The sequence below is a fragment of the Gemmatimonas sp. genome (assembly GCF_027531815.1).
Lineage (GTDB): Bacteria > Gemmatimonadota > Gemmatimonadetes > Gemmatimonadales > Gemmatimonadaceae > Gemmatimonas.
Genome location: NZ_JAPZSK010000014.1, coordinates 124,938 through 149,255, shown reverse-complemented (window position 1 = coordinate 149,255; position 24,318 = coordinate 124,938). Strand labels below are relative to the sequence as shown.

Here is a 24,318-nt window from a genome sequence, read left to right as displayed (position 1 = left end):
ACGTGGTGCTACGCCTGACCGTCACGGTGGCGAAGCGCCGCATGCTTGCGTCGCTGGAAGTCCGCCTCCTGGCGTACGGCCTCCTCGACGAACGCACTGAACGCCACGGGGCTCTCGAACCGTTGGTGTGCCTCCCAGATATCGAGCATGGCCTTGTGCGCCACACGGCCGCGGAAGTGCGCGAGCTCATGACCGAGCCGCTCGGCGGCGGCCGCACGCAAGCGGTCGTACTCTTCTTCCCTCATGGGAAGTGCACGGTGACGCGTGGGGCACAACTGCGCGGCCATCGACGCCACGCACGTCGAGGCGTAGTCCCACGGTGCATCCCGTACCCTCCCCCCGCAAACGGAGAAAACCTGACGGCGGTGGGGGGAATGACCGGCAAGGACGCGGATCAGTCCAGTTGAATCAGCAGGCGGCCTGAGGTTGGTGACACGGTGGCGGTAAACTGCCGGAGCCCCGAGGGAGCCGGCCCCTCGAGACGCGCTCCCCCGAAATCGAACGCCGACCCGTGGCACGGACAGAGCAGCCGCCGACGGTCAACGATGGAAACACCGCACCCCGCATGCGGACACTCGGCCGAAAGGGCCGTAAAGGTGGCGGTATCGCGGCGCACTACGATGACGCGCGCCTGCAGAAACACCACCGCGGTGGGCTCCGTCGTCGCGGCGCCCCATGCCGGCACCCGTGCAATGTCAATCTCCAACCTGTCACCCGTGCGCCGTACGGCGTCGTCGGGCGTTGCCGCCAACGGAACATCCGTCGGGCCGTCTGCGGTGGCGCAAGCGAGCAGCGGGCCGCTCACAACGGCGAGCGCAGCGCACACGGCATCACGTCGCGTGAGACAACGCGTGATCGACGCAGGTTGAGGCACAGCGATGGAGGAGATGCGGAAGGAACATGCACCGCGATGGCGCGCGCGGCTGAAAGCGTTGACGCATGCAAGCTCGTCGTCAGGCGCGCACCGCAACAGCAATCGAGGTATTCGTGGCGTTCGCGTGACCCGCGCGTGACATCGCAGCGTACGATCCGAGACATGGCACCCGCTTAGTGGAGGTGTTCGTCTTCAGCGGCGCGTGCCGTTCCTCCACCTGGTGCCCCCGAAATGTCCATTCGCGCTCTCTCCATTCGTACCGCGCTCGCTACCGCTTGTAGCGCCGCCCTGGTCGCCTGCGGCGACGATACCACCGGCATCGCCACGCCCAACAGCAGCATTCAGGCCGTTGCCCTCAAGAATCAGTCGGTCACGCCGCCGCTCCTCAAGTCGCTGGTGTCGGGTGTCGAGATCTACAGCCTCGTGAGCAGCGATGACCGGCTGCCGGGATCGCCCAACTTCGTGTTCGGTGGTTCTGCGGACGGCGCCGGCTTCATTCGCAATGCCGACGGTTCGTTTACCCTGCTCACGAACCACGAAGACAACTTCGCCGTATCGCGCATCCGCTTCGATCGTGAGCTCAAGCCGCTCTCGGGCGACTACGTGGTGAACTCCACCGCCGGCCGCTATCGCCTCTGCTCGGCCACGCTCGCGACGGTGGAAGAGCACGGGTTCAGCGCCTTCATCACCGCCGGCGAAAGCAACGAGGAGTCGGAGATTCTCGCCGTGGACCCGCAGGGTCCGGCCAACACGCCCAAGTACCTCGCCGGCTTCGGGCGCTTCAATACCGAAAACGCCGTCCCGCTGCCGAGGGTAGCCTACCCCAACCGCACCGTCATTGTCATCGGCGACGATGACTCGGGCGTGGAAGGCGGGCAGATCGCCATGTACCTGTCCAACACGGTCGGCGATCTCGACAACGGCAACCTGTACGTACTGGCCCGCAGCGACAACAACACGCGGGAGCGCGACATGGCGGTGGGACAGTCGTATCCGGTGGAGTTCCGCCAGATTCGCAACCAGCGCACGCTCACCGGACGCCAGATCAATCAGGAAGGCGCCACACTCAACGCCATCCGCTTCGCGCGCGTGGAAGACGTGGACTATCGCAAGGGGTCGGCCACGAACAACCGCGAGCTGTACTTCGTGGCCACGGGGCAGAACAACACGGGCGTGAACTCCGACTACGGCCGTACCAAGTATGGCCGCGCCTATCGCCTGCGCCTCAGCGAATCCGATCCGCTGCGCGGCACGCTGGAAGTGATCGCCGATGGTGACGACCGTACGGGGCCGGCCCGCCTGTTCCAGAACCCCGACAACGTGTACGTGGGCCAGAACTTCGTCTACATCCAGGAAGACGACAACGGCTACGGCGACGAGACGCACGACGCCTACATCTACCAGTACAACATCGCCACGCGCGAGATGCGGCCGGTGCTCGAGATGGATCACCGTCGCACGCAGCCCGACGCGGCGCTGTACAACGCCGTCGGTGCGCGTCCGGCGGGCAAGGCGGGGTGGGAGTACGGCGCCATGATCGACGTGTCGCCGATGCTGGGGCAGAACGACACGTTCATCATCGCCCTGCAGCCGCACTCGTGGCGCGCCGACAAGTATCGTGGTGTGGACGGCGGGACGCTCCGCCCGAACGAGAACCAGGCCAGCATGATGGTGGTCGTGAAGGGGCTCCCGCGCTGATCCTGTCGCACTGAACCTGCATGCCGGCCCGGGGCACTGCCCCGGGCCGGTGTCGTTCCCGACCTCATGAAGACCTTTCGTATTTCCTCGCGGTTGCTTGCCGGCGTGCTGGTCGCGGCCTGCGTGGCTCCCGCCACCGACACGCCCTCGACCACGTCGACCGGCGCGGCCGAACCACGCGCCATGCAGGTCGTCGGCATCTGGCGCTCCGGACTCGACACGCTGGCCCTGCGCACGGCGCAGCTCGACAGCGCGGCGGCCCGCCTCGCCGAACCCGACGGCGTCGAACGCGCGCGAAACGCCTTCGTGGCTGCGCGGCGCGCCTTCAAGCTCGTGGAGCTGGGCCTCGAGTACTACACGCCGTCCACGGCGCGCAACATGAACGGCCCCGCGCTCCCAGAAGTCGAAGAGACGGAGGGGCCGGAGGCGGTGTTTCCACCCACCGGCTTTCAGGTCATCGAGGAGATCCTGTACGGCGAGGACCCCGTCGGTGATGCCGAACGGTTGACGCAGGAAACGGCCACCCTGCGGCAACTCGTGACCCGCGCGTCCACCATGATGGCGGCGCAGCAGTCCACCGACGACCACGTCCGGGATGCCGCCAAGCTCGAGGTCGCCCGTATCGTGACGCTCGGCATCACCGGGTTCGATTCGCCGGTGGCAGGGCACTCACTCGCCGAGGCCGACGCGGCGCTCGAAGGGCTCGTGCGCACCCTCGCGCCCTACCGGAGCGAGGCGGGTAACTGGACGCGGTTCGACACGCTCGTGAGCGCCGCGCGCGGAGTGCTGACGGCCGGTGCTTCGCGGGAAACGTTCGACCACTTCGCGTTCATCGTGGACCATGCCAACCCGCTGGCGCGGGCACTTCGCGACACGCGGGCCGCGCTCGGCATCGAGACGCCGACCGAGCGTCGTGCCTTCCGCATGGAGGCGGCCACGGTCTTCGACTCGAACGCCTTCGATGTGATGGCGTTCGCCCCGCTCGATGCCCCGCCCATGACCGAGGCGCAGGTAACGCTGGGCCGGCAGCTCTTCCACGACACGCGGCTCTCGGGCGACGGCCGGCGCGCCTGCAGTTCGTGTCACCTGCCGGAGAAGGCGTTCACCGATGGTCTCAAGGTGAACGCGGCACGCGGTGGCGCCCCGCTGTCCCGCAACACGCCCACGGTGATCAACGCCGGGCTGCAGGTGGGCGTCTTTTCCGACCTACGCACCACGTACCTCGAGGACCAGGTGACCGACGTGGTGGAGAACGTGGACGAGATGCATGGCAGTCTCGATGCCACGGCCGCGACGCTGGCGCGAGATGCTTCGCTGGCGGCGCAGTTCCGCGCAGCCTTCGCCGAAGAGCCGACGCGCGGGGATACCCTCGTGACGGCGGCGCGCATCCGCACGGCGCTCGCCGCCTACCAGCGCAGCCTCTCGCGCCTCGACTCACCGGTGGACCGCGCGCTGCGTGGCGAGGTGGGCGCCCTCTCCGCCGACGAGCGGCTAGGCTTCAATGTGTTCGTGGGCAAGGGCAAGTGCGCCACCTGTCACTTCCTGCCGCTCACCAACGGTACGGTGCCGCCCATGTACCAGAAGGCCGAGGTGGAAGTGCTGGGGGTGCCGTCGCGCGCCGTGACCGCCAACGCCACGGTGGACCCGGACATCGGGCGCCATCGCCTGACACGCGCGGAGCCGCACAAACACGCGTTCCGCACGCCGTCCATCCGCAACGTGGCGCTCACTGCGCCGTACATGCACAACGGCGTGTACCGGACGCTCGAGGAGGTCGTGGACTTCTACGACCGGGGTGGCGGCGCCGGCATCGGCATCGCGCTCGACAACCAGACGCTGCCTTCTGACGCGCTCAAGCTCACGGCCCGGGAGAAGCGCGCGCTGGTGGCGTTCATGCGTGCCCTGACCGACACCACCGGCACCGGTCGTCGGTGATGCGTTCGCGTCACCGACGCGAGAACAGCGCCCCGTGCGGGGCCGCGCGCCCCGCCAGAGCGCCCGGCCAGGCGCTCCGGTCGAAGCTCACGCCGAGCGCGCCGTCGGGCCGTTCACGGAAACGCTCATCCCATGTGAGGCGGCCGGTCGTGGTGTCGAAGCGTGCCAGGCGCACGGCCGGCCTGGGCCCTTCGGCGGTCATCACCAGCCGGTCGCTGCCGAGGTCGCGGGAGATCCAGTGTGGTTCGAACGTACTGTCCGCGGCGAGCGAACCCACGCGGCGCAGCTGTCGCGGATTCGAGACATCGTACACGATGAACTCGCGCGTGCTCGCCACCGGCATGATCCACCACCGGCCGAGGAGCAGCGGGACGGCACAGCCGATGTGTGTCGGGTGCGACAGGGCCAATACCGGCTCCACGCGCGGTGACGCGCCGTCGAGTTCCGACAGCACGTAGAAGCCGCAGTAGTACGTGTTGAGCAGCGCCGAGCGACCATCGGCGAGGAAGCGCACCTCGAACGGGTAGCGCGACGTGGAGTCGCCCACGCTCGGCGCAAGCGGCAACGTGCGCAGCAGCGTGAGGTCCGACAGTCGCCACAACTGCACCACGTCGGCACTCGTGGTCTCCGCCGGGTCCATGGGCACGCTGGTGGTGAGCACGAGATCGGTGGCCGGACTCACATCGAGTGAATAGGTGCGCAACTCCTGCCCCGCGAACGCCGGATCGGCGGCGCTGGTGATGCGCAGCAGACGCCCCGCGCGTGTGAAGCGCGCCAGTGCCCCCGGATTGCCCGGCACGCGGCCATTGCCGTATTGGTAGGTGCCCAAAAGATCGCCGTTGGGGAGCCGCGCGAAACTGTGCGGCCGCCGGAACCCCGGCACCGAATCGATAGTGCCCGTGATCACCGGCGCCGCCGCGTCGCGCACGTCGATGAGATACGTGGCGTCGAGCAGATGCGCATTGGCGGCGAACGGCCAGCCGCTGTCGGGCATGACCATTTCGGTGTGATGCGGCATGCTGGCGCTGGCGCCCGTAGGCAGCACGCGCACCACCTGTGCGTAGGTCGGGCTTGCGCTGTCCACATCGATCACTGCCACGAAATCGCTGGGCAGCGTGGAGTCCCGCACGGAATTGTGCGCGTGGTAGTCCGGCGCTTTCGCGCCCGTGTAGCCCGCGAACACGTAGAGATACTTCGCCGGGGCGACGGCACCGTCGGTGGCGCCGACCTCCAGCTCGGTACGCGTGCAGGACGCGAGCGCGCCCAGCAGCGCGACGAGCACACCTTCGGCGATGCGTTTCACGATCGCTCCCTTTGGAAGTGGCGTGGCCGATCCGTACCGGCGTACGGTACCGCCGCCAACGCCACTCCGCGAGGACGCCCGCGGGGACCCGCGTTGCGAAGACACCATCAGCAAGGAGTCGGTGACACACCGGCCGCGCGGCCACGCCATGATACGCCGTGACCCCTTGCCATCCTCCCCTGTCGCTCGGCACACGATGGCCATGCCCGCGCTCATGCCCCGTGTCTGGACCGCCGCCGAGGTGCAGGCGCTGCCGGACGATCCGTCGCACCGCTACGAGTGCGTGGACGGGGAACTGCTGGTGAGCCCCACGCCACGCCTCGCCCATCAGGGCGCCGTGTCGGCGCTCGGCTTCTTGCTCGAATCGCTCGTCCGCCCGGCGGGGGTGGGCACGGTGTTCGTGGCGCCGTCGGAGTGGATGCTCGACCCCCGGACACTGGTCCAGTCGGATCTCTACGTGGTGCCGCTCACGGACGGCCGCCGCCCGCGCACCTACGAGGAGCGCACCGAGGCGCTGCTGTTCGTCGAGATCCTGTCACCGAGCACGGCCCGGTTCGATCGGGTGGTGAAGCGGGGTCGCTACCAACGGGCCGGCATCGAGTACTGGATCGTCGATCTCGACTCGCGGCTGGTGGAACGGTGGCTGCCGCACGACGAACGCCCGAGCATCCACGCCGACCGGATCGAGTGGCAGCCGACCGGCGCGGAGCGGGCGTTCGTCATCGACCTCGGGCCGTTCTTCACCGAGGTCCTCGGCCCCGCCTGAACCAGGCGGGGCCGCTCACCTGCCGGGGAGGATCAGGCCTTCACGACTTCGGTGCTGCCGCACGCCTTGGTGAGTTCGATCGCCACCGCACGATCTTCGGCCGTCTTGTACAGCGAGCTCGTGCCGATCACCTGATGGTTGCCCGCCTTCAGGTTGAAGAAGAAGCGGCCATCCGACGATTCCTTGAGCTCGTACCGTTCGTCGAGCGGGCTGTTCTTCTGGACTGACGCGATCCCGTTCTCGGCCGCGGCCTTCGACTCGTAGGTCTCGCTGCGCAGCAGCGAGGCGCCCTCCTCGGACTTGAGCGAAAAGGCGAACGTACCGTTGTCGTGGGTCGTGAAATCAAACCCGCCGGGCATGACGTCTCCTGCGTGGGGATGAAGTGGTGGGAACGTATCGGGGAGGTACCGTCAAGGTAGTCGCCGGCAGCCGTCGCTCTATCGCCGAAAACCCGACATCCGTAGTTTGCCAGTCAGCACTCGCCGCCGCCGCGCGGCGTTTCCCTACCACGGAGTCACTGATGCGCCTGTTCCGTCTTGCCGCCAGCGCGGCCGCCACCAGTGCGGCCGCCGTCGCGCTCGTCATCTCCCCCGCTGCGGCCCAGTCCGCTGCGCCATCCGAGCTGGCCAAGCTCATCGAAAGCCGGCTGCCCGCCGTGATGCCCAAGGTGGTCGCCTGGCGCCGAGACATCCACCAGCATCCGGAGCTCAGCTTCGAGGAGAAGCGCACGGCGTCGCTCGTGGCCGATCATCTGCGCAAGCTCGGGCTCGAGGTGCAGGCCCCGGTGGGCCGCACCGGCGTGGTCGGCATTCTGCGCGGCGGCAGGCCCGGCCCCGTGGTCGCACTGCGCGCCGATATGGACGCGCTGCCGGTCACGGAACTGGTGGATCTGCCCTTCAAGAGCACGGTGCGTACGCAGTGGCAGGGACAGGAAGTCGGTGTCATGCATGCGTGCGGCCACGACAATCACGTCGCCATTCTCATGGGCGCGGCCGAGGTACTCGCCGGCATGAAGGCGCAGCTCCCGGGCACGATCAAGTTCCTCTTTCAGCCTGCGGAGGAAGGGCTGGGCGGGGCGCAGGCCATGGTGGACGATGGCGCACTCAAGGCACCGGTGCCAAGCGCGGTGTTCGGGCTGCATGTGTGGCCCAATCGCGTGGGGCAGATCGGGGTGCGGCCAGGGCCCATCATGGCGGCCGCCGGTAACTTCAAGATCATCGTGAAGGGGAAGCAGACGCACGGCTCCCAGCCGTGGTCGGGGGTGGACCCCATCGTGGTCTCGTCGCAGATCGTGCTGGGGCTGCAGACGATCGCCAGCCGTCAGGTGAACGTGGCGTATCTCCCCAGTGTGCTCACGGTGGGGCAGATCAGCGGCGGCAACCGCAGCAACATCATCCCGGACAGCGTTGTCATGGTGGGCACGCTGCGCACCTTCGACGATGCCATGCGTGCCGACATCGCCATGCGCATCGAGCGCACGGCCGAGGACATCGCGCGCTCCGCCGGCGCCACGGCCATCGTGCAAGTGGATCGCGGCGGGCTGGTGACGAAGAACGACACCTCGCTCACCGACCGCATGCTTCCCACGCTGCGGCGGGTGTCGGGCGACGTGGCGTTCATCAACCCTGTGATGGGAAGCGAAGATTTCCCGGTGTTCACCCGGGAGATTCCGGGCATCTTCTTCTTCCTCGGGGTCACGCCCAAGGACAAGGACCCGAACACCGTGCCCGTGAACCACTCGCCGCTCTTCTTCGCCGACGAAGGCGCGCTCATCACGGGTGTCCGCGCCATGACGAACCTGGCCACGGACTACCTCACCCTGAGCGCGAAGAAGTAGGTGCGAACAGGACCCGGTCAGAGCGCGATCAGAACGCGAACTTGAACCAGTGGGCGATGCGTGTCGCCACGGCGCTGCGTCGGGGAAGCAGCTGGTCGAGCACGGCGGGATCGTCGATCCAGCGTGACTGGCCGATGAGCGAGATGAGATCGATGGTGGCAGTCACCGAGGGCCAGCCGGCCATGAGCAGGGAGGCCTCGCCATCACTGACCATGCTGCGATCGTTCTGGTTGGCCGACCCGATGAGGGTATAGAACACCACCCGGTCGCGTTGTGCGGCGGGGAGTGCCTCGTACCAGCGGCGCACCACGTCGCCGCCCACATCAATGCGGGCACCGGTGGTGTCGCCGAACGAGGCCACGGCGGCGCCACGTGCCTGCAGTTGCGACATGCGGCGTGGCACGAACTCGCGGGTCAGCTCCACCCAATCGCGGCGGGCCATCACCGACCAGGCTTCGCGGCTGGCGATGAAGTTGGCCTTGAGATGCAGCAGCGGCCGTTCCCGTGCCTCGAACTCGTTGCCGTCGCGCACCGGCGTCGGCAGCGCCCCAAGCGTGGCGGCGAGCTCGTCGAGCCCCTCGTACACACTGGGCGGGAAGGCAAACAGGTCGCGCAGCCATGGCTCGCGGGCCAGCGTGGTACGCACGGACAGGATCTTGCCCGGCACATTGCTCACGGGAATCTCCGACGCGTACAAGCCCACCTTGAGCAGGCCGCCCTCGCGGCGAATGACGTCGCCGAACAGCTGCTCGGCCATGACCAAGCGCCAGAGCAGCTCGCGACTGCGAATCATCGACCCGAAGGCGCGCGCTGGCGCGTTGGCCAGCGTGGGCGCAATCACCAGCACGCGCACCCCACGCAATGCGGCCCCCAGCAGCGCACTGCCCCAGAAGGTCCCGTTCCACAGCGAATCGGGAATCTTGATGACGGAGCCCGCGGGCATGAGCGTGTAGAGCAGCGCCTTCGTGACGTTGAGGCTCTTGTCCGCGTATCCGGTGCGGTTCTGCAGGAGCAACGCACGCAGGTCGCGCCCCACGGTGCCGCGGTTCCGCTCCACGAGCGCGGCGTAGTCGGGCGCCAGCGGCAGCGGGCGCAGCACCGCAGGGATGCGGTCGGGGGACACCCCCTGACTCAGGAGCAGCTCCCGGGCCGCCGTCTTGAGGGACAGATTGGCCGGTCCGCGTACGAGCAGCGAGCGATCCTCCCAGGAGAGATTCGCGTAATGCTCCCCGATCCCGGCACCGGTCACGATGGACTCGCCGCGATAGGGGTCGCGCTCGGACACGTCGTACACCACCAGTTTGCGGTGGTCACGCATCCAGGTATCGGGCACCGGAAAGGCCGTCGCTACGCGCCAACTCGTGAACGAGGGGTCGGAGACATTGGTGATGTTCACGTGCACCTTCAGCAGCGATCGCAACCATCTTTCGCCGTAGTGCCGGCGCTGCGCCGAAAGCAACGATGAGCGCGACACGGCGTCGCGCAGCGCCTGCTGCGCCGCCGCGAGCGAATCCTCCCAGGCACCGAACCCCTCCCGCAATCGCACGCGGTGCGCCAGCGGGTCCTCGAGCAGGTCCAGCCACAGGCGCGAGGTGTTGGCGCGATAGAACCACTCATCGAGAATGATCAGGTACGTGGGAAAGACCCCCGTGCTGTCGTACTCGCGCACGCGCGCCGTCATGGCCGCCAGGTAGGAGCGCAGGACATGGCGGAAGCTCATCTCGTCGGGATCGCCGCGCGCGTCCTTGCCCCGAAAGTCGTGGGTCCAGAGCACGTGGTACTCGCGGGCCGCATGCACCGTGCGGCTCAGCTGGTACTGGAACTGCTCGTTGATCACGTACGAGATGTCATTCCCCTCCGTTACCGGTTCGCCGGCCATGCGCGCCACCAGCGCGTCGAGCTCCTGCTGGGTGTCGTGTCGCTCCGGCAGCAGCGCGAGCTGCAACGGGAGCCACACGAAACGGGAGCCGTTCCATTGCGCGTGCGCGGTGCGCCGCACCTCCTCCACGATGTCGAGCACCTCACCGAACACGCCCAGGGCATCGGGCATGGCCTGGCGCGGCATGCCGCCCTGCACGTGCAGCCAGCGCAGGAACGCGCCGCGGGCCAGCAGGGCGAAATCGCGCGTGGTGTCGCGGTCCTTCGCCTGACCGAGCAGACGGTCGTAGGGCACGATCACTTCGTCGAGCAGCACGTCGCGTGCCGCCTCGGCGGCCCGCCGCCCTGCGGGGGTGACCTGGGCCGTATCGTCGGACCCGTTGTGCAGCGCCGCGGAGAAGGCCACATCGAGCGCCGCGTGCCACCGCCGGACCTCGACCTCCAACGTGGTGCCACGCGCCAGCGCGCCGATGCGCCGCAGCCGCTGCACCACGGCGGTGTCGCTGGCGGCGCCGCCGCCGCCCGTATGGTCGGCCCAGGGCACGACGAGTTCCTGAATGCGGAGCGCCGCCTGACGAGCGCTGTCCAGTGCTGCCGCCATGGCCGCGCGCCCCGCGGGCAGCGGCGCCTCGGGACTCGCGCGATCGCGGAGCACCACGCGATCCTCACGCGGGCGCGTGGTCCCGAGGGGAATCTTCCGCAGGAACGGCACATCGACCCCTACGGTGATCATGCGTTCGGGGCCACCGCGATAATCGATGCGCATCATGCTGCCATCGTGACGCACGCCACCACGACGTACCGGATGGGTGAACGACACGAGCGGCCGCACCTGCTTGTCCAGTCCACTGTAGTCCACGCCGATGCCGAGTCGCAGGAACGGCGAGACGGCGCGCAGGCGCACACCGCCGTTGAAGCGGGTGTCGAGCAGCCCACCGTACCCCTCGGCATGAAGGCCACCGAGACCGAGCACACGGCTGAGTAGTTCGACGTACATGCCACCGCGCACTTCGGTAACCGTGACGCGTTCCCCCTCGCGACGTTCGATCCCGGTGGAGAGACCGCCGGTTGGCAGCCATACCCCGGGTTGTCCCAGCGAAAAGGTGGTACCGCCGTCGGCCGGCAGTCGCGTCGGTGGCTGTCCCGTCGCCGCCGTCGGCACGGTGAGGCTGGCGGCCACGAGCGTGATGCGCAGGGCGCGCCTCATCGTGGCGCTCCATTGTACATGGTGGGGCACGCGAGCAGGTCGCTGGTCGTTGGCACCACGCGCTGCAGTCGCCAGATCCCGTCGGCGTCGGCCTCGCCAAAGCCTCCGCGCGATCGGCAGGTGGCGTCGCGCAGGGCACCGACGATCACGACCAGGTCCACGAGCAGCCCGGTCTTGCGCTTGATGGCGTGGTGGCTGCCGAAGCGCGATTGAAACCACCCCTCGGTGGTGGCCGCGTTCGTGACGTCCACGGTTTCCACGAGCGCCGAATCGGGAGCACGCCAGTCGTCATCTGTCCGCAAGCCGGCACGCGGCGTCCCGTTGATGCGGCGCGCGATCATCATCGCGCGATCGTTGCGCGTTACGTACACCACGCGCCGGGCGGCCGTGTAGCGCAGCGCCGGGGCCAGCGTGTCGTTGAACGCCTGGGCGTTCACGTCGGGGATGGCGAACACCAGGGCGCGCAGCGGCGCCTGCTCGAGCCCTGCGCGCAGCGTGCTGTCCTCGTGCAGTGCCCGCCCCACCAGCTGGCCCCCCAGGGAGTGCGACACCACCACCAGCTGCGTACTCGGCACCGCCGTCCGCACGACGCTGAATGCCAGAGCGAACGCCGCCCCGGCGCTGTCCGCCATGGCGGCGTCCCGGTGGTACCCGGCGGTGAAGAACGCATGGGGCTGCGGTCGACTCACGCCTGTACCGCTGACCGGCCAGCAGAAGACGATCCAGGGTACCTGCGTACCACTCTGCACCGACGCGGCGGCCGTGTACTGCCACGCCTCGTGCAACGAGGTGCCCATGCCGTGCACATACAGCATCGCCAGGTCGAGTGGTGCGCGCTGCACCTGCACGCGCGTCCGGAGCTGCTCGACGAACCGCGCGGAATCGAGCAGGACGCTATCCACGATGTCGCGGCCCACCCCACGGTCTTCGGGGGTGCCCCGGTGGCGCTGCATGACGGCCATGCCGTATTCGAGCGCCAGCGCGCGCTCGCGCGAATCCCGCCCCTCGGCGCGCGCGCGCGCCGACACGTAGAAGACCGTATCCGCGACCCCCGACACATGGGGTGTGGCGCGGCTCATCGAGCGGCAGGCCGGCAGCAGCAGCGCCACGGCCACCAGCCACCCGGCACGAAGGGATGCGAGCCTCATGCTCCCAAGCTAGGGCGCGCGCTCCGGGGCGTGAGCGGGAATCCCTGACGAGAACGCTCAGCAGGCGCGATCGCCGCGGCACGGCGCGGCCTGGGCCAGGTGCATGAACAGCGACCAGTGGCGCTTGCCAGTCGTCGGATTGGCACGACGTGCGTCGATTGGATGACACACGGCGCCCGTACCGGTGACAGCGTACCGTCATGCCCGCTTGCCAATCCTCTCGTCGCGTCTGCACACTATGGCCATGCCCGTCCTTGCCGATCGCCTCTGGACCGCTGCCGAGGTTCAGGCGCTCCCCGACGACCCGTCGCACCGGTACGAGTGCGTGGATGGGGTGCTGCTGGTGAGCCCGACGCCGCGACTCGCACACCAGGGCGCGGTATCCGCGCTGAACGTCTTGCTGGAAGGGCTGGTGCGCCCGGCCGGGGTGGGCACGGTGTTCGTCGCGCCATCGGAATGGGTGCTCGACGTCCGAACACTGGTTCAGCCGGACCTCTACGTGGTGCCCCTGGTGGAGGGGCGGCGGCCACGGACCTACGAGGAGCGCGCGCAGGCGCTCCTGTTCGTGGAAGTCCTTTCACCGGGTACCGCGCGGTTCGATCGCGTGGTGAAACGCGAGCGATACCTGCGGGCGGGAATCGAGTACTGGATCGTGGATCTCGACTCGCGTCTGGTGGAGCGCTGGATGCCAGGCGAGGAACGACCAAGCATCCACACGGAGGAGCTGGTGTGGCAGCCGGCGGGCGCCATCGCGCCCTTCGTGATCGTGTTGGATCCGTTCTTCACCGAGGTGGTCGGGCCAGCGTAGCGGTGGGTGTCAGCCCCCCCGCGCCGTCCGGCGCGCCGCCCCGCGCGCTACTCCAGCCGCGCCCGCGCCGCCGGTCCGCCCAATGCCTGCTGGCGCACGCTGTCCATGATGCGCGCCATGTCGGCCTCATAGGCCGCGCGCTCCTCGGGCGACCAGAGATCGGCGTTGGTGGCGGCGCGGATGGACGCCAGCATTTCGTCGACGAGCTCCCGCAGCCGGGGATTGCGCCGGCGCTCCCCGCCGTCAGTCGGGGAGGAGACGAGGTGATCAGGAGTAGACATGGAGGAAATGTCCGCTCCCCGGCCGGACGGGACAAGATGACGGAGAAGATTCCCGGCATCACGCGTCTCCGACCCCGTTCCCCCTACCGCCCCTCGTCGCGCAGCATCCGCACGGCCGGAGTTTCCAGATCATCCATCTGGCCGTTCCGGGCGCTCCAGACGAACGCCCCCACCGCCGCGCCCACGATGAGGATGGCCAGGGGTAGCACTATGAAGATCACGCTCATGCCGTCAACTCCGTGGTGGTCGCCCCGCCGCGCAAGCGGCGGGCGAAGGTGTGGCCGTACCAGCTGCCCAGTACGACGGTAATCGAGCTGGCTGGCATGAGCACGGCGGCAATGAGCGGGGTGAGCATCCCGATCACGGCCATCCCCGCCCCGATGAGGTTGTACGCAATGGAAAAGCCGATGTTGCGCCGGATGACGCGCATGGTGCGGCGCGCCCCTTCGGTGAGCTCTACCAGCGCGGAAAGTCCGGGACGCGTGAGGTAGATGTCGGCGCTGGCCAGGCACGCCTCGGCGCCGCCGTGCACGCCGATGCCCACATGGGCTGCGGCAATCGCGGCGGCATCGTTCACGCCATCGCCCACCATCACCACGGTGCCCCGCTGCTTGCAGTGCTCCACGAAGGCCAGCTTGTCCTCCGGCGACGCGGCACCGATGGCATCGGCCGCGTCGAAGTCGAGCGCCCGTCCCACGGCGGCCACCACATCGGTCGCATCGCCGCTCAGCATTACCGTGCGCCAGCCGCGCGCCCGCAGTGCCTGCAGCGCCGCCAACGCGTCATCGCGTACGCGATCGCCCATGCCGGCCAACGCCACAAACTCCCCGTCCACCGCGATGTGCACGGGTGTCAGGGTGCGATCCATGGTGTCGAGCGCCGCCGTCATGGTGGGCGCGATGTGCGTCGTGCCCTCGGCCACGAAGCGCGGCGAGCCGATGCGCACCACGCGCCCGTCAATCACCCCCTCCAGCCCGCCGCCCACCACGTGACGCGACTGCTCCACCACCGGCACCGCGAGGCCGGGCCAGGCTCGGCGGAAGCCGTCGGCGAGGGGATGCGAGGAGCCCTCCTCCAGCGCGAGGACCAGTGGCTTCACCCACTCGGGTCCCGACCACGACGCCAGGGCCGTGCGCCCCTCGGTAATGGTGCCGGTCTTGTCGAGCACGAGGGTACCGGGTGTGGCCAGCAGCTCCAGCGCGTCGCCTCCCTTGATGAGCATGCCGTTGCCGGCTGCCCGTCCCACGGCCACCGTGATGGCCAGCGGGGTGGCCAGCGCGAGCGCACACGGACACGTCACGATGAGCAGGGCGATGGCGTCGTCGAGCGCTGCGCCCGCATTGAGCTGCGTCTTGATGGCGAAGGTGGCCACCGCCACCACCAGCACGACGGCGGTAAAAATGCCCGCCAGGCGATTCGCCATCTGCACGATGGGCGCGCGGCGGCGTGCACTTTCCTCCACCTGCCGCAGTAGTTTGGCAATGCGACTGGTTTCTCCCGCCTCGACCACACGCACGCGCAGTGGGGCCGCCACGTTGAGGGTGCCGGCGTACACGGTGGTCCCTTCGCTCACCGACGTGGGGCGTGATTCTCCCGTGAGCAGCGCCGCGTTCACGCTGGAGCTGCCACGCACCACCACGCCGTCCGCGGCGAACGTCTCGCCGGCGCGCACGTCGAGCACCATGCCCGGCAGCAGCGCGGCGGTGGGGATGTCCCGCACCTGCTCGCTCGCACTCCCCGCATCGACGATGCGCGCGGTGCTGGGCGCAAGGGCGTGCAGCAGTTCGGCCGCGTCGGCGGCCATGCGCTGCCCACGCTGCTGCAGGAACCGCCCCACCAGCAACGCGAAGATGAGCAGCGCCAGCCCGTCGAAGTAGATGGGGCCTTCGCCGGTGACCGTGTTGATGGCGCCCCGCACGAATCCCGCCGCCAGGGCAATGGCGATGGGCAGATCCATGTGCAGCGACTTGGTGCGTAGTGACGCCCACGCCCCGGTAAAGAACACGCGCCCGGGCCAGATGAAGGCCGGCACCGTAACCGCGAAGCTCATCCACCGGAAGAAGGTGGTAAAGCGCGACTCCATGCCGTTCAGTTCACCGGAGTACAGTGCGAGGGCGAGCAGCATCACGTTGATGGCGATGGCGCCCGCGATGCCGATGCGCACCAGCATGGCGCGGTCCTCGCGCCGTCGCATGTCGGCCCGCGCCACACCGCGGTACGGATGCGGCGGATACCCCAGCAGGTCGAGCGCGCGCGCAATCGCCGACAGCGGCGTGGCTTCGGCATCCCACTCCACCACCGCCAGCGAGCGGCGCACGTCGAGCTCGGCGCGCACCACGCCGTTCTGCAGCAGCGGCATGCGCTCCACGAGCCAGACGCACGAGGCGCAATGCACCCCCTCGAGATACAGCTCTGTGCGCGATAGCCCTTCGGCCGTGCGCGTGACATACAGCTGCGCGAACGCCGGGTGATCGAACTCCTCGTAGCTGCGCCCCGAGGCGCGCACCGGGGCCTCGCGGCGCTCGGCAAAGCCGTAGTACGAGTCGAGGCCGTGTTCATGCAGGATGGTGAACGCCGTGTGGCACCCGGTGCAGCAGAACTGCCGTTCGGCTGCGTCGTCCACAAGTCCCTCGGGGACGGGCAAGCCGCAATGCGCACACAGGACGGTCTCGCCAATGCCCGTCGTCGCACCGCTCAGTCGCAGGGTGTTAGTGGCCATGGATATGCTCCGTGGGCGTGGTGGCCATGTGCCGCTCGTGTGAGGCCGCCGCGCGCGGCAGCAATCGCCCCGACATGGAGAGCAATCCCATGATCAGCACCACGGCGGCGCTGAACACCGGCAGGCGGCGCCGAAACGGCGCCAGCAGCGTCTGCGCGCCCATGCCGACCGCCACGAGCGCCGGTACCGTTCCCACCCAGAACAGCGCCATGGTGGCCATGGCCGACGTCACACTGCCGGTGCCACCGGCGGTGGCCACGAACACATAGAGCCACCCGCAGGGCAGCAGCGTGGTGAAGAGCCCCGTGAGGCCGGCCCGCATGCCGATGGGCTGCTCGCGTACGGCGTGCAGCACGCGTCCCAGCGCCCGCTGCCACGCCTGCGGCGCGCGCGGGGCCGCCAGGGAGAGGCCGCGCTGCGCGGCGATGGTGCTGATGGCCCATCCTACCATGAGCGTCCCGGCCACGAGGGTAGCGGCGCGGCTCACGCCCACCATCGCGCCGGCGCGCGAGACACCGGCGCCGAGCAGCCCCGCGATGGCGCCGAGGAGCAGGTAGGAGGCCAGGCGCCCCACGTTATACATGGCGTGCGCCCGCAACGCGGCGGGTTCGTTGCCGCTCGCCGATCCGGCGTAGAAGCAGACGAAGCCGCCGCACATGCCGGCGCAGTGGACACTGCCCACCAGGCTGGCCACCAGCACTCCCACCCCGGTGGCGATCACCGGCGTGCCGGCTCCATGGCGGCGGCGAGCGCGTGCACGGCCGTGACCCGCGCACTCGTGGAGAATCGCTGGCTGCCGTGCGTGGCATCCACGCGCACTTCCCACTCCCCGCTGTGCGTGATGGGAAGTGTGGCCGCATACACGCCGGGACCTTCCTCCGTGAGCAGCGCGGTGAGCGTATCGTTGGCGCGGGCATTGAAGCGCGCCATGACCGCCACACGCGCCCCGGTGAGCGGCGACTGCGACGCATCACGCAGCCGTACCGCCAGGCGCGTCCGTCCGGATGTCCCGATGGAGTCGATCACGGCATCGAACCCCCAGCCGAGGCTGAGGTTCTGCCGCTCCTGCGCCATGGTGGCGTCGAAGTTGACCGCCTTGCGGTAGTAGTCGGGCTCCACCGAGAACGATGGATCATCGTTGGCGATGCGCATGACCACCACGTTCGCGACCACGGTGCACGCGAGAATCGTGGCCACGCCAATGGGCCACCCCATGCCTGCCTTCATTGCCTGGTACTCCCGGAGGTGCCGGTGGCCGGACCCAGCAGCCGGTACCGCACCGACTCCCGGTAGCCGCGCTCGTCGGACACGGTGATGGTGATGAAGCGCTCGCCGTTCGTGAAGGCGCGCGTGGGCAGCAGCACGAAGACGCTGGTGGCCCGGGTTGCCCCGGCCTGCACGCGCAGCGGGTTCTCCGGCGCCACCACGGTGATGTCGTTGGCCGTGAGGTCGCTCGCTCCCTGCAGGTCGAGCACGATGCTGTAGGCCATGTCCGTGCTGCGGCGGTTCGTGAGCTTCACGCGGATCTGGTTGGAGACGCGGCCGTCGGCTTCCATGGCAAACGGCCCGTCGAGGCCGCGCAGCACCGTCAGGTCGGCGGCCTGCTTGTAGTACATGGTCGCCCCCAGCCCGCCCAGCAGAATGGCCAGCACCAGCGGATACAGGATGGTGCGCACCCGCAGCAGGTGCCTGGGCTTGCCGGCAATCTCGTCCTGCGACGAATAGCGGATGAGCCCTGTGGGCTTGCCGATCTTCGTCATGATTTCGTCGCAGGCGTCGATGCACTGTGTGCAGTGCACGCACTCCATCTGCAGACCATTGCGGATGTCGATGCCCGTGGGGCAGGTCTGCACGCAGGCCTTGCAGTCGATGCAATCGCCGGCGTTGGCATCGCGTTGCTTCGCGCCCAGTGCCCGCGGTTCACCGCGCACGTAGTCGTACGCCACGATCTTGGACTGCCGATCGATGAGCGCCGACTGCCAGCGGCCGTACGGGCAGACGATGAGGCAGGTCTGCTCGCGGAAATACGTGAAGTTGAACCACACGATGCCCGTGAAGAGCACCACGAAGAAGAATGCGCTCGGATGCTCGGCCGGCGAGTTCAGCATCCATTCGTACAACTGCGGCGTACCCACGAAGAAGGCGAGCATCGTGTGCGACACGAAGAGCGCCAGCAGGAAGAAGGTGATGTACTTGCCCAGCCGCCGCGGCGTGAACCAGGCTCCCTGCTTGTCGAGGGCACGCGACTGCGTGTAGCCGCCATCGAACCAGCGGCCGATGGGGCGGAAGAGATACTCGAGGTAGACGGTTTGCGGGCAGGCCCAGCCGCACCACGCGCGCCCCCACAACGCCGTCACCAGGAAGATGCCAATGACGAGGCTGCCCAGAGCGAACATGAACAGCAGCGTGTCGGTGGGCAGGAATGTGTAGCCCATGAGCGTGAACTCGCGGCGCGGCAGGTCCATGAGGAAGACCGGCTTGCCGAAAAGGCGCAGATGGGGCGCGGCGAAGAAGATCGCCATGAGGAGGTACGCGACGACCTGACGGCGGCGCCACCACGCGCCGTGCGACGGCTTGGGGCGGATCCAGCGACGCGTCCCATCCTCGTTGAGGGTGGGGAGGACGCGCCTCCCCAGCCCCGGTGGTACGGCGGTGGTGCTCACGGCTGGCTCACGGTGTGACCGCGTTTCCCTGCGGCGCCTTCGGGTTGGCCGGTGTCGTTCCCTGCAGGGTGCTCACGTACGCCACCACCGCGGAGAGCTGCTCGGGCTTGAGCGTCTTCCCCCAGGGCGGCATGCCCTTCTCCAGCACGCCGATGGTGACGGTCTTGTAGATGTCGGCCATAGTGCCACCGTGCAGCCAGTACGCATCCGCGAGATTGGGGCCAATGAGGCCACCGCCATCGGGCGCATGACAGGAGGCGCAGTAGGCGGTGTACGTCTCCTTCCCCTCCTCCATGGCTTCCTCGTCCTTCACGAGCGCCAGCAGCTGGTCGCTGCTCATGTCGCCACCCGTGGGCGCCGGGTGCGCCTTGGCATACGCGGCCATGTCGGCCTCGTAGTCGGCAATGCGCCCCTTGCCGCTCCCCACCGGCCCGATGTTGAACAGGTAAATGACGGAGAAGACGATGGTCGCGGCGAAGGTCAGCAGCCACCACCGCGGCATCGGATTGTCGTACTCCTGAATGCCGTCGTAGGTGTGGTCCAGGAGCTTGTCCTGGATGTCGTCGTTCGTGGGTCCGGCCATGGGTCAGCGCTCCGCGGTGCGGGGAGTGAGCACCACATCGTCTTCGAGCGGCAACCGGGAGGCGACCTCCATCTCCCGGTGGCGCGACGGCATGAAGGTGCGGATGGTGACGGCGATGAACACGCCGAGGAAAAGGACCAGGGCAACTTCGGTGTAGAAGGAGAGCTGCGCGTGCGACATGATGTCGGAGAGCTTCATCAGTTGGTCCCTCCATTCACGCGTGCGGGCGCCTGGGCGGGCGCGGCACTTGCCGTGGCGGTCACTTTGATGTCACGGCCGAGCCGCTGCATGTAGGCCACCATGGCCACGATCTGCTTGTCCTCGAGCCCATCGGGTCCGCCCTGCTCCCTGATGGCGGCGGCGATCTGCTTCGCCTGCTCGCGCGCCATGCCGGGGGCCTTGTTCACGGCATCGCCGTAGGGCACACCCACCATGGCCATCGCGTCCACGCGGCTCTGGATGCCGTCGAAGTCGAGCGGCTTGCGGAGGAAGTGGGCGTACGCCGGCATGATCGACTTGGCCGTGACGGCCCGCGGGTTCTCGAAGTGCCGCACATGCCACAGGTCGGGGTACTTGCCGCCCTGACGCGCAAGGTCGGGACCGATGCGGCGCGAGCCCCAGAGGAACGGGTGCTCATAGACCGACTCCCCCGGCTTGCTGTAGTCGCCGAAGCGCTCGGTTTCGTAGCGGAACGGCCGCACCATCTGGGAGTGGCAGTTGAAGCACCCTTCGGCGATGTAGAGATCGCGGCCGGCGAGTTCGAGCGGCGTGTACGGCTTGACGCTCGCAATCGTGGGCACGTTCGACTTGATGAGGAACGTGGGGAGGATCTCGAACAGGGAGGCCACGATGACGGCCAACGTGGTGAGCACCGTGAAGAGCATCGGTGCCCGTTCCCACGCGCGGTGCCACTGCACCTGATTGAAGCGCGCCCAGAGGCCGTTCGCCGGCACGACCGGGTGCTCCTCCACGTACTTCTTGGCCAATGGCGCCGCCTCGATGACCGGCACCTCGTACGTGGCCGGCCGGTTCGCCCACGTCTTGAAGATGTTCCAGCCGAAGAGCACCATGCCGACGATGTACAGCGTGCCGCCCGCCACGCGCATCCAGTACATGGGCATCAGCTTGAGCACCGTCTCGACGAAGTCGGGGTACGCCAGGCGTCCCGTTTCGTCGAACGCGCGCCACATGAGCCCCTGCGTGACGCCGGCGCTGTAGATCGCCACCACGTACAGCACGATGCCGACCGATGCGATCCAGAAGTGCAGCTCCATGGCCTTCTTGCTGAACACCGGCGCCTGGAAGACGCGCGGCAGCAGCCAGTACACGATGCCGAAGGTCATGAAGCCGTTCCAGCCCAGCGCGCCCGTGTGCACGTGCGCGATGATCCAGTCGGTGTAGTGCGCGAGGGCATTGACGCTCTTGATGGAGAGCATCGGCCCTTCGAAGGTGGACATGCCGTAGGCGGTCACGCCCACGACGAAGAACTTGAGGATGGGATCCTGCGCCACCTTGTGCCACGCACCGCGCAGGGTGAGCAGGCCGTTGATCATGCCGCCCCAGCTGGGCGCCCAGAGCATGACCGAGAAGAGCATGCCCACCGTGCTCGCCCACTCGGGGAGCGCCGTGTAGTGCAGGTGGTGCGGGCCGGCCCAGATGTACATGAACACCAGCGACCAGAAGTGCAGGATGGACAGCTTGTAGCTGAACACCGGCCCCTCGGCGGCCTTGGGCATGAAGTAGTACATGAGCCCGAGGAACGGCGTCGTGAGGAAGAACGCGACGGCGTTGTGGCCGTACCACCACTGCATGAAGGCGTCCTGCACGCCGGCATAAATGCTGTAGCTCTTCAGGAACCCGGCCGGGACGGACAGGTTGTTGAAGATGTGCAGAATGGCGACCGTGACGATGGACGCGATGTAGAACCAGAGGGCCACGTAGATGTGGCGCTCACGGCGCTTGACCAACGTACCGAAGAAGTTCACCGCGAAGGCCACCCACACCACCGCAATCGCGATGTCGATGGGCCACTCGAGCTCCGCGTACTCCTTGGCCTGCGTGAAGCCGAAGGGGAGCGTGAGGGCGGCGGAGACGATGATCGCCTGCCACCCCCAGAAGTGAAAATTGCTCAGGCCATCGGAGAACATGCGGGCCTTGAGCAGACGCTGGGTGCTGTAGTAGCACCCCGTGAAGAAGGCGTTCCCCGCAAACGCGAAGATCACCGCGTTCGTGTGCAGCGGCCGCAGGCGCCCGAAGGACGTCCATTCGAGGCCGAGGTTGAAGATCGGGTTGGCCAGCTGCAGCGCGATCAGCAGGCCGGCCACCATGCCGACCACGCCCCAAATGAGCGTGGCAAACAGGAATTTCCGGACGATCGCGTCGTCATACGAGAAGCGGTCGAGCGCGACGCCGGAGACGCGTGGGGCGGCGCCTGCGGCGGCCACGCTGGTTGCGGGGGTCATCGAATTCCCTCTGGGAGTGTGGGATTTGAGCAGTGCGATGGAGAGTCTAGGCCTTCGCCAGGCGCCACTCCGTCAGGAGGGTGATGGGAATGCGTCGGGGAAAACCCGATAGGGAGGTCGGACTTGGACCGCCCAGTACAAGTGCTTGCGCGACTTACGGTTCGGGCGGGTCGGGGAGGCGCAGCACGCGACGAGGCGCAGAGAGGAGCCGGGCTTGGGCCGGACGCTATACTGTGCGGTATGCTCTCTCCTCTCTCGCCGTCCGGAGCGGTGGTGCCGCACTCCCGCCGCGACTTCTTTCGCGCTGCCGCCTTTACCGTTGGCGGCCTGATCATCGCCCGCCCCGCGCTCGCCATGGCGCAGCCACCGGAACGCACGATGGTCGTCTACAAGGATCCCAACTGCGGCTGCTGCGAGGAGTGGGTGGCGCACGTGCGGAAGGCCGGGTTCACCGTGACCGTCCGCGACACCGCCGATATGGCCACCGTGAAGGCGTCGCTGGGGGTCCCCGAGGCGCTGGGGTCCTGCCATACCGCCCGCATCGGCCCCTATACCATTGAGGGGCATGTGCCGGCCGACCTGATCACGAAGCTGGTGGCCGAGAAGCCGGCTGGCCGTGGGCTGGCCGTGCCGGGGATGCCGGTGGGGTCCCCCGGCATGGAGCAGGGCGGCCGCAAGGATCGCTACGACGTGCTGCTGTTCGACAAGGCCGGCAAGACGCGCGTCTACGCGTCGCGGTGACCGGGGGCATGTCGCCGGACGCAGGGGTGGTGGAGCGGGAGCCGGCGGTGCCGGCTCGGCCGCTTCCCGAGTTCCGGGTGGGCGACGTCGTGGTGCATCACGCCGACGAAGCGGACATTCCGGCCATCGTGGCCCTCAACAACCTGTACGCGCCCGACGGCCTCACGCTGATGCGCAGCGAGACGTTCGTCACGGCGCATCTGCAGGACTACCAGGTCGTTCGCGGCGCCGACGGGCGCATCCGCGGACAGGTGGCGCTCGACGAATATGCGCCGTCGCTGGCCGAAATCGTGTCGCTGGCCGTGGCGCCGGACCAGCAGGGGCAGGGGTTGGGGCAATGCCTGATCACGGCCGCCGAGCATCTGGCCCGCGAGCGGGGGCACCGGGAGATCTTCGCCATCTCCCTCGCCGAAGCGCTGTTCCTCCGCATGGGCTACACGCTCACCAGCATCGAGATCTACCCGGAGAAGATCGCCCGGTATCGGTCGATCTCGCGCTCCGAGCTGTCGATCGGTCGCAAGTTCTGCTTCACCAAGGCCCTCTGATCGGCAACTGACGCCGGCGGAGCCCCCGAAGACCGGCGCGCGCCAGTACTGGCCGGGGGAGCACCCGGGGGTGAGCTTACCGGGATGTCTCCTCAGTTCGTGGATCCGCATCTGCCCCGGCGCATCGACCGGTGGCGCAGTCCGGCACTCGGTCTCGAGATGCCCATTGTGAGCTACGGCTGGCGCGGTCAGCCGGTGTTGCTCTTCCCAACCGCCGCCGCCGACTTTCTCGAGAACGAGCGGTTCTGGCTCATCAAGGCCGTCGAGCCGCTGCTGCAGCAGGGGCGGATCCGCGTCTTCTCGATCGATAGCATCAACCGCCTCGCGTGGATGGATCGTGGCTTGCCCGTGCCGGAACGCGCACGGCGTCAGGCACTCTATTCACACTACGTGGAAGAGGAAGTGGCGCCGTTCATTCGCCACATCTGCGGCGACAGTGGCGCCCGCGCCCTCACCACCGGGGCCAGCTTCGGCTGCTTCCACGCCGCCAATGCGTTCTTCCGTCGTCCTGACCTGTTTGGCGGCACCATTGGCATGAGCGGGTTCTTCGACCTGTCGCCCAGCTACTTCCACGGCTACTCCGACGACAACTGCTACTTCAACAATCCCATGTGGTTCGTGGCGAATGTGGAAGGGTGGGCGCTCGATCAGCTGCGGCACCATTCGCGTATCGCCATCGTGAGTGGTCAGGGCGCCTATGAGCGTCCCGATTACTCCCGCGACTTCCATGATCTGCTCGACCGCAAGGGAATCGGCCACATCTTCGACCTGTGGGGGCACGACGTGAACCACGACTGGCCGTGGTGGCGCAAGATGCTCCCGCATTATCTGGAGCGACTGGGATGCTGACGGAGATCACGAACGAGCCGG

The 24,318-nt window shown here is 68.1% G+C and carries 23 protein-coding genes; 8 read left to right on the top strand and 15 right to left on the bottom strand.

All coding sequences use genetic code 11. The features are described 5' to 3' along the window. Positions 1–8: 8 nt before the first annotated feature. Both O9271_RS16160 and O9271_RS16155 read right to left on the bottom strand, forming a co-directional pair. On the bottom strand, positions 9–245 hold the full coding sequence (locus tag O9271_RS16160) for a hypothetical protein (RefSeq protein ID WP_298271943.1): 237 nt from the start codon (positions 243–245) through the stop codon (positions 9–11). A gap of 149 nt (positions 246–394) precedes the next feature. Then, positions 395–706 carry a Rieske (2Fe-2S) protein gene (locus O9271_RS16155; protein ID WP_298271941.1) on the bottom strand — a complete coding sequence of 104 codons (312 nt, stop codon included), beginning with the start codon at positions 704–706 and terminating at the stop codon, positions 395–397. A gap of 399 nt (positions 707–1,105) precedes the next feature. On the opposite strand from O9271_RS16155, the gene O9271_RS16150 reads away from it, so the two are divergent. Further along, positions 1,106–2,572: an alkaline phosphatase PhoX gene (locus tag O9271_RS16150; protein WP_298271939.1), complete on the top strand. Its 1,467-nt coding sequence runs from the start codon at positions 1,106–1,108 to the stop codon at positions 2,570–2,572. A 66-nt stretch (positions 2,573–2,638) separates the two neighbouring features. Continuing rightward, positions 2,639–4,507 carry a cytochrome c peroxidase gene (locus O9271_RS16145; protein ID WP_298271936.1) on the top strand — a complete coding sequence of 623 codons (1,869 nt, stop codon included), beginning with the start codon at positions 2,639–2,641 and terminating at the stop codon, positions 4,505–4,507. A 10-nt stretch (positions 4,508–4,517) separates the two neighbouring features. On the opposite strand, the gene O9271_RS16140 is transcribed toward O9271_RS16145, so the two are convergent. Next, entirely contained in the window at positions 4,518–5,810 is a 1,293-nt protein-coding gene (locus tag O9271_RS16140; protein ID WP_298271934.1) for a hypothetical protein, read from the bottom strand. Between the two features lie 196 nt (positions 5,811–6,006). Here O9271_RS16140 and O9271_RS16135 point away from each other — a divergent pair, with 196 nt between their 5' ends. Then, complete coding sequence (locus O9271_RS16135; protein ID WP_298271932.1) at positions 6,007–6,576, top strand: Uma2 family endonuclease; 570 nt, start codon at positions 6,007–6,009, stop codon at positions 6,574–6,576. A 32-nt stretch (positions 6,577–6,608) separates the two neighbouring features. Here the strand turns inward: O9271_RS16135 and O9271_RS16130 are convergent, their stop codons facing one another. Beyond that, positions 6,609–6,935, bottom strand: a complete 327-nt coding sequence (locus O9271_RS16130) for a YegP family protein (protein ID WP_298271931.1) — start codon at positions 6,933–6,935, stop codon at positions 6,609–6,611. 161 nt (positions 6,936–7,096) lie between these two features. On the opposite strand from O9271_RS16130, the gene O9271_RS16125 reads away from it, so the two are divergent. Further along, on the top strand, positions 7,097–8,413 hold the full coding sequence (locus O9271_RS16125) for an amidohydrolase (RefSeq protein ID WP_298271929.1): 1,317 nt from the start codon (positions 7,097–7,099) through the stop codon (positions 8,411–8,413). A 28-nt stretch (positions 8,414–8,441) separates the two neighbouring features. Here O9271_RS16125 and O9271_RS16120 read toward each other — a convergent pair whose 3' ends face one another. Both O9271_RS16120 and O9271_RS16115 read right to left on the bottom strand, forming a co-directional pair. Then, complete coding sequence (locus O9271_RS16120; protein WP_298271927.1) at positions 8,442–11,498, bottom strand: hypothetical protein; 3,057 nt, start codon at positions 11,496–11,498, stop codon at positions 8,442–8,444. Beyond that, a complete protein-coding gene (locus tag O9271_RS16115; protein WP_298271925.1) occupies positions 11,495–12,646 on the bottom strand; it encodes an alpha/beta hydrolase in 1,152 nt (383 codons plus the stop codon). The genes O9271_RS16120 and O9271_RS16115 overlap by 4 nt, the downstream gene beginning before the upstream one ends. A 244-nt stretch (positions 12,647–12,890) precedes the next feature. Here O9271_RS16115 and O9271_RS16110 point away from each other — a divergent pair, with 244 nt between their 5' ends. Continuing rightward, positions 12,891–13,454: a Uma2 family endonuclease gene (locus tag O9271_RS16110; protein WP_298271923.1), complete on the top strand. Its 564-nt coding sequence runs from the start codon at positions 12,891–12,893 to the stop codon at positions 13,452–13,454. 47 nt (positions 13,455–13,501) lie between these two features. Here the strand turns inward: O9271_RS16110 and O9271_RS16105 are convergent, their stop codons facing one another. The 9 genes from O9271_RS16105 to ccoN form a co-directional block, all read right to left on the bottom strand. Continuing rightward, on the bottom strand, positions 13,502–13,735 hold the full coding sequence (locus tag O9271_RS16105; RefSeq protein ID WP_298271920.1) for a hypothetical protein: 234 nt from the start codon (positions 13,733–13,735) through the stop codon (positions 13,502–13,504). An 83-nt stretch (positions 13,736–13,818) separates the two neighbouring features. Then, entirely contained in the window at positions 13,819–13,962 is a 144-nt protein-coding gene (gene ccoS / locus O9271_RS16100) for a cbb3-type cytochrome oxidase assembly protein CcoS (protein ID WP_298271918.1), read from the bottom strand. After that, positions 13,959–16,454, bottom strand: coding sequence for a heavy metal translocating P-type ATPase (locus tag O9271_RS16095; RefSeq protein ID WP_298271916.1), 2,496 nt, complete (start codon positions 16,452–16,454; stop codon positions 13,959–13,961). Before O9271_RS16095 ends, ccoS begins: the two co-directional genes overlap by 4 nt. Next, positions 16,444–17,175, bottom strand: a complete 732-nt coding sequence (locus O9271_RS16090; RefSeq protein ID WP_298271913.1) for a sulfite exporter TauE/SafE family protein — start codon at positions 17,173–17,175, stop codon at positions 16,444–16,446. Before O9271_RS16090 ends, O9271_RS16095 begins: the two co-directional genes overlap by 11 nt. Next, positions 17,172–17,681 carry a FixH family protein gene (locus O9271_RS16085; protein ID WP_298271910.1) on the bottom strand — a complete coding sequence of 170 codons (510 nt, stop codon included), beginning with the start codon at positions 17,679–17,681 and terminating at the stop codon, positions 17,172–17,174. The genes O9271_RS16090 and O9271_RS16085 overlap by 4 nt, the downstream gene beginning before the upstream one ends. Next, entirely contained in the window at positions 17,678–19,117 is a 1,440-nt protein-coding gene (ccoG, locus tag O9271_RS16080) for a cytochrome c oxidase accessory protein CcoG (protein WP_298271908.1), read from the bottom strand. The genes O9271_RS16085 and ccoG overlap by 4 nt, the downstream gene beginning before the upstream one ends. Positions 19,118–19,124: 7 nt before the next feature. Further along, positions 19,125–19,700, bottom strand: coding sequence for a cbb3-type cytochrome c oxidase N-terminal domain-containing protein (locus O9271_RS16075; RefSeq protein WP_298271906.1), 576 nt, complete (start codon positions 19,698–19,700; stop codon positions 19,125–19,127). Positions 19,701–19,703: 3 nt separating this feature from the next. Beyond that, positions 19,704–19,898, bottom strand: coding sequence for a cbb3-type cytochrome c oxidase subunit 3 (locus O9271_RS16070; protein WP_291263557.1), 195 nt, complete (start codon positions 19,896–19,898; stop codon positions 19,704–19,706). Then, positions 19,898–22,162 carry a cytochrome-c oxidase, cbb3-type subunit I gene (ccoN, locus tag O9271_RS16065; RefSeq protein WP_298271904.1) on the bottom strand — a complete coding sequence of 755 codons (2,265 nt, stop codon included), beginning with the start codon at positions 22,160–22,162 and terminating at the stop codon, positions 19,898–19,900. The genes O9271_RS16070 and ccoN overlap by 1 nt, the downstream gene beginning before the upstream one ends. 240 nt (positions 22,163–22,402) lie before the next feature. On the opposite strand from ccoN, the gene O9271_RS16060 reads away from it, so the two are divergent. From O9271_RS16060 to O9271_RS16050, 3 genes are all read left to right on the top strand, one after another. After that, a complete protein-coding gene (locus O9271_RS16060) occupies positions 22,403–22,903 on the top strand; it encodes a DUF411 domain-containing protein (RefSeq protein WP_298271901.1) in 501 nt (166 codons plus the stop codon). An 8-nt stretch (positions 22,904–22,911) separates the two neighbouring features. Next, on the top strand, positions 22,912–23,448 hold the full coding sequence (locus O9271_RS16055; protein WP_298271899.1) for a GNAT family N-acetyltransferase: 537 nt from the start codon (positions 22,912–22,914) through the stop codon (positions 23,446–23,448). An 84-nt stretch (positions 23,449–23,532) separates the two neighbouring features. Further along, a complete protein-coding gene (locus tag O9271_RS16050; protein WP_298271897.1) occupies positions 23,533–24,297 on the top strand; it encodes an alpha/beta hydrolase-fold protein in 765 nt (254 codons plus the stop codon). Positions 24,298–24,318 lie beyond the last annotated feature (21 nt).

Coding starts and splice junctions, on each gene's coding strand:
- O9271_RS16160 (WP_298271943.1), bottom strand. CDS start 245: ATGAGGGAAGAAGAGTACGACCGCTTGCGTGCGGCCGCCGCCGAGCGG.
- O9271_RS16150 (WP_298271939.1), top strand. CDS start 1,106: ATGTCCATTCGCGCTCTCTCCATTCGTACCGCGCTCGCTACCGCTTGT.
- O9271_RS16145 (WP_298271936.1), top strand. CDS start 2,639: ATGAAGACCTTTCGTATTTCCTCGCGGTTGCTTGCCGGCGTGCTGGTC.
- O9271_RS16135 (WP_298271932.1), top strand. CDS start 6,007: ATGGCCATGCCCGCGCTCATGCCCCGTGTCTGGACCGCCGCCGAGGTG.
- O9271_RS16130 (WP_298271931.1), bottom strand. CDS start 6,935: ATGCCCGGCGGGTTTGATTTCACGACCCACGACAACGGTACGTTCGCC.
- O9271_RS16125 (WP_298271929.1), top strand. CDS start 7,097: ATGCGCCTGTTCCGTCTTGCCGCCAGCGCGGCCGCCACCAGTGCGGCC.
- O9271_RS16120 (WP_298271927.1), bottom strand. CDS start 11,498: ATGAGGCGCGCCCTGCGCATCACGCTCGTGGCCGCCAGCCTCACCGTG.
- O9271_RS16115 (WP_298271925.1), bottom strand. CDS start 12,646: ATGAGGCTCGCATCCCTTCGTGCCGGGTGGCTGGTGGCCGTGGCGCTG.
- O9271_RS16110 (WP_298271923.1), top strand. CDS start 12,891: ATGCCCGTCCTTGCCGATCGCCTCTGGACCGCTGCCGAGGTTCAGGCG.
- O9271_RS16105 (WP_298271920.1), bottom strand. CDS start 13,735: ATGTCTACTCCTGATCACCTCGTCTCCTCCCCGACTGACGGCGGGGAG.
- ccoS (WP_298271918.1), bottom strand. CDS start 13,962: ATGAGCGTGATCTTCATAGTGCTACCCCTGGCCATCCTCATCGTGGGC.
- O9271_RS16095 (WP_298271916.1), bottom strand. CDS start 16,454: ATGGCCACTAACACCCTGCGACTGAGCGGTGCGACGACGGGCATTGGC.
- O9271_RS16085 (WP_298271910.1), bottom strand. CDS start 17,681: ATGAAGGCAGGCATGGGGTGGCCCATTGGCGTGGCCACGATTCTCGCG.
- O9271_RS16075 (WP_298271906.1), bottom strand. CDS start 19,700: ATGGCCGGACCCACGAACGACGACATCCAGGACAAGCTCCTGGACCAC.
- O9271_RS16070 (WP_291263557.1), bottom strand. CDS start 19,898: ATGAAGCTCTCCGACATCATGTCGCACGCGCAGCTCTCCTTCTACACC.
- ccoN (WP_298271904.1), bottom strand. CDS start 22,162: ATGACCCCCGCAACCAGCGTGGCCGCCGCAGGCGCCGCCCCACGCGTC.
- O9271_RS16060 (WP_298271901.1), top strand. CDS start 22,403: ATGCTCTCTCCTCTCTCGCCGTCCGGAGCGGTGGTGCCGCACTCCCGC.
- O9271_RS16055 (WP_298271899.1), top strand. CDS start 22,912: ATGTCGCCGGACGCAGGGGTGGTGGAGCGGGAGCCGGCGGTGCCGGCT.
- O9271_RS16050 (WP_298271897.1), top strand. CDS start 23,533: ATGTCTCCTCAGTTCGTGGATCCGCATCTGCCCCGGCGCATCGACCGG.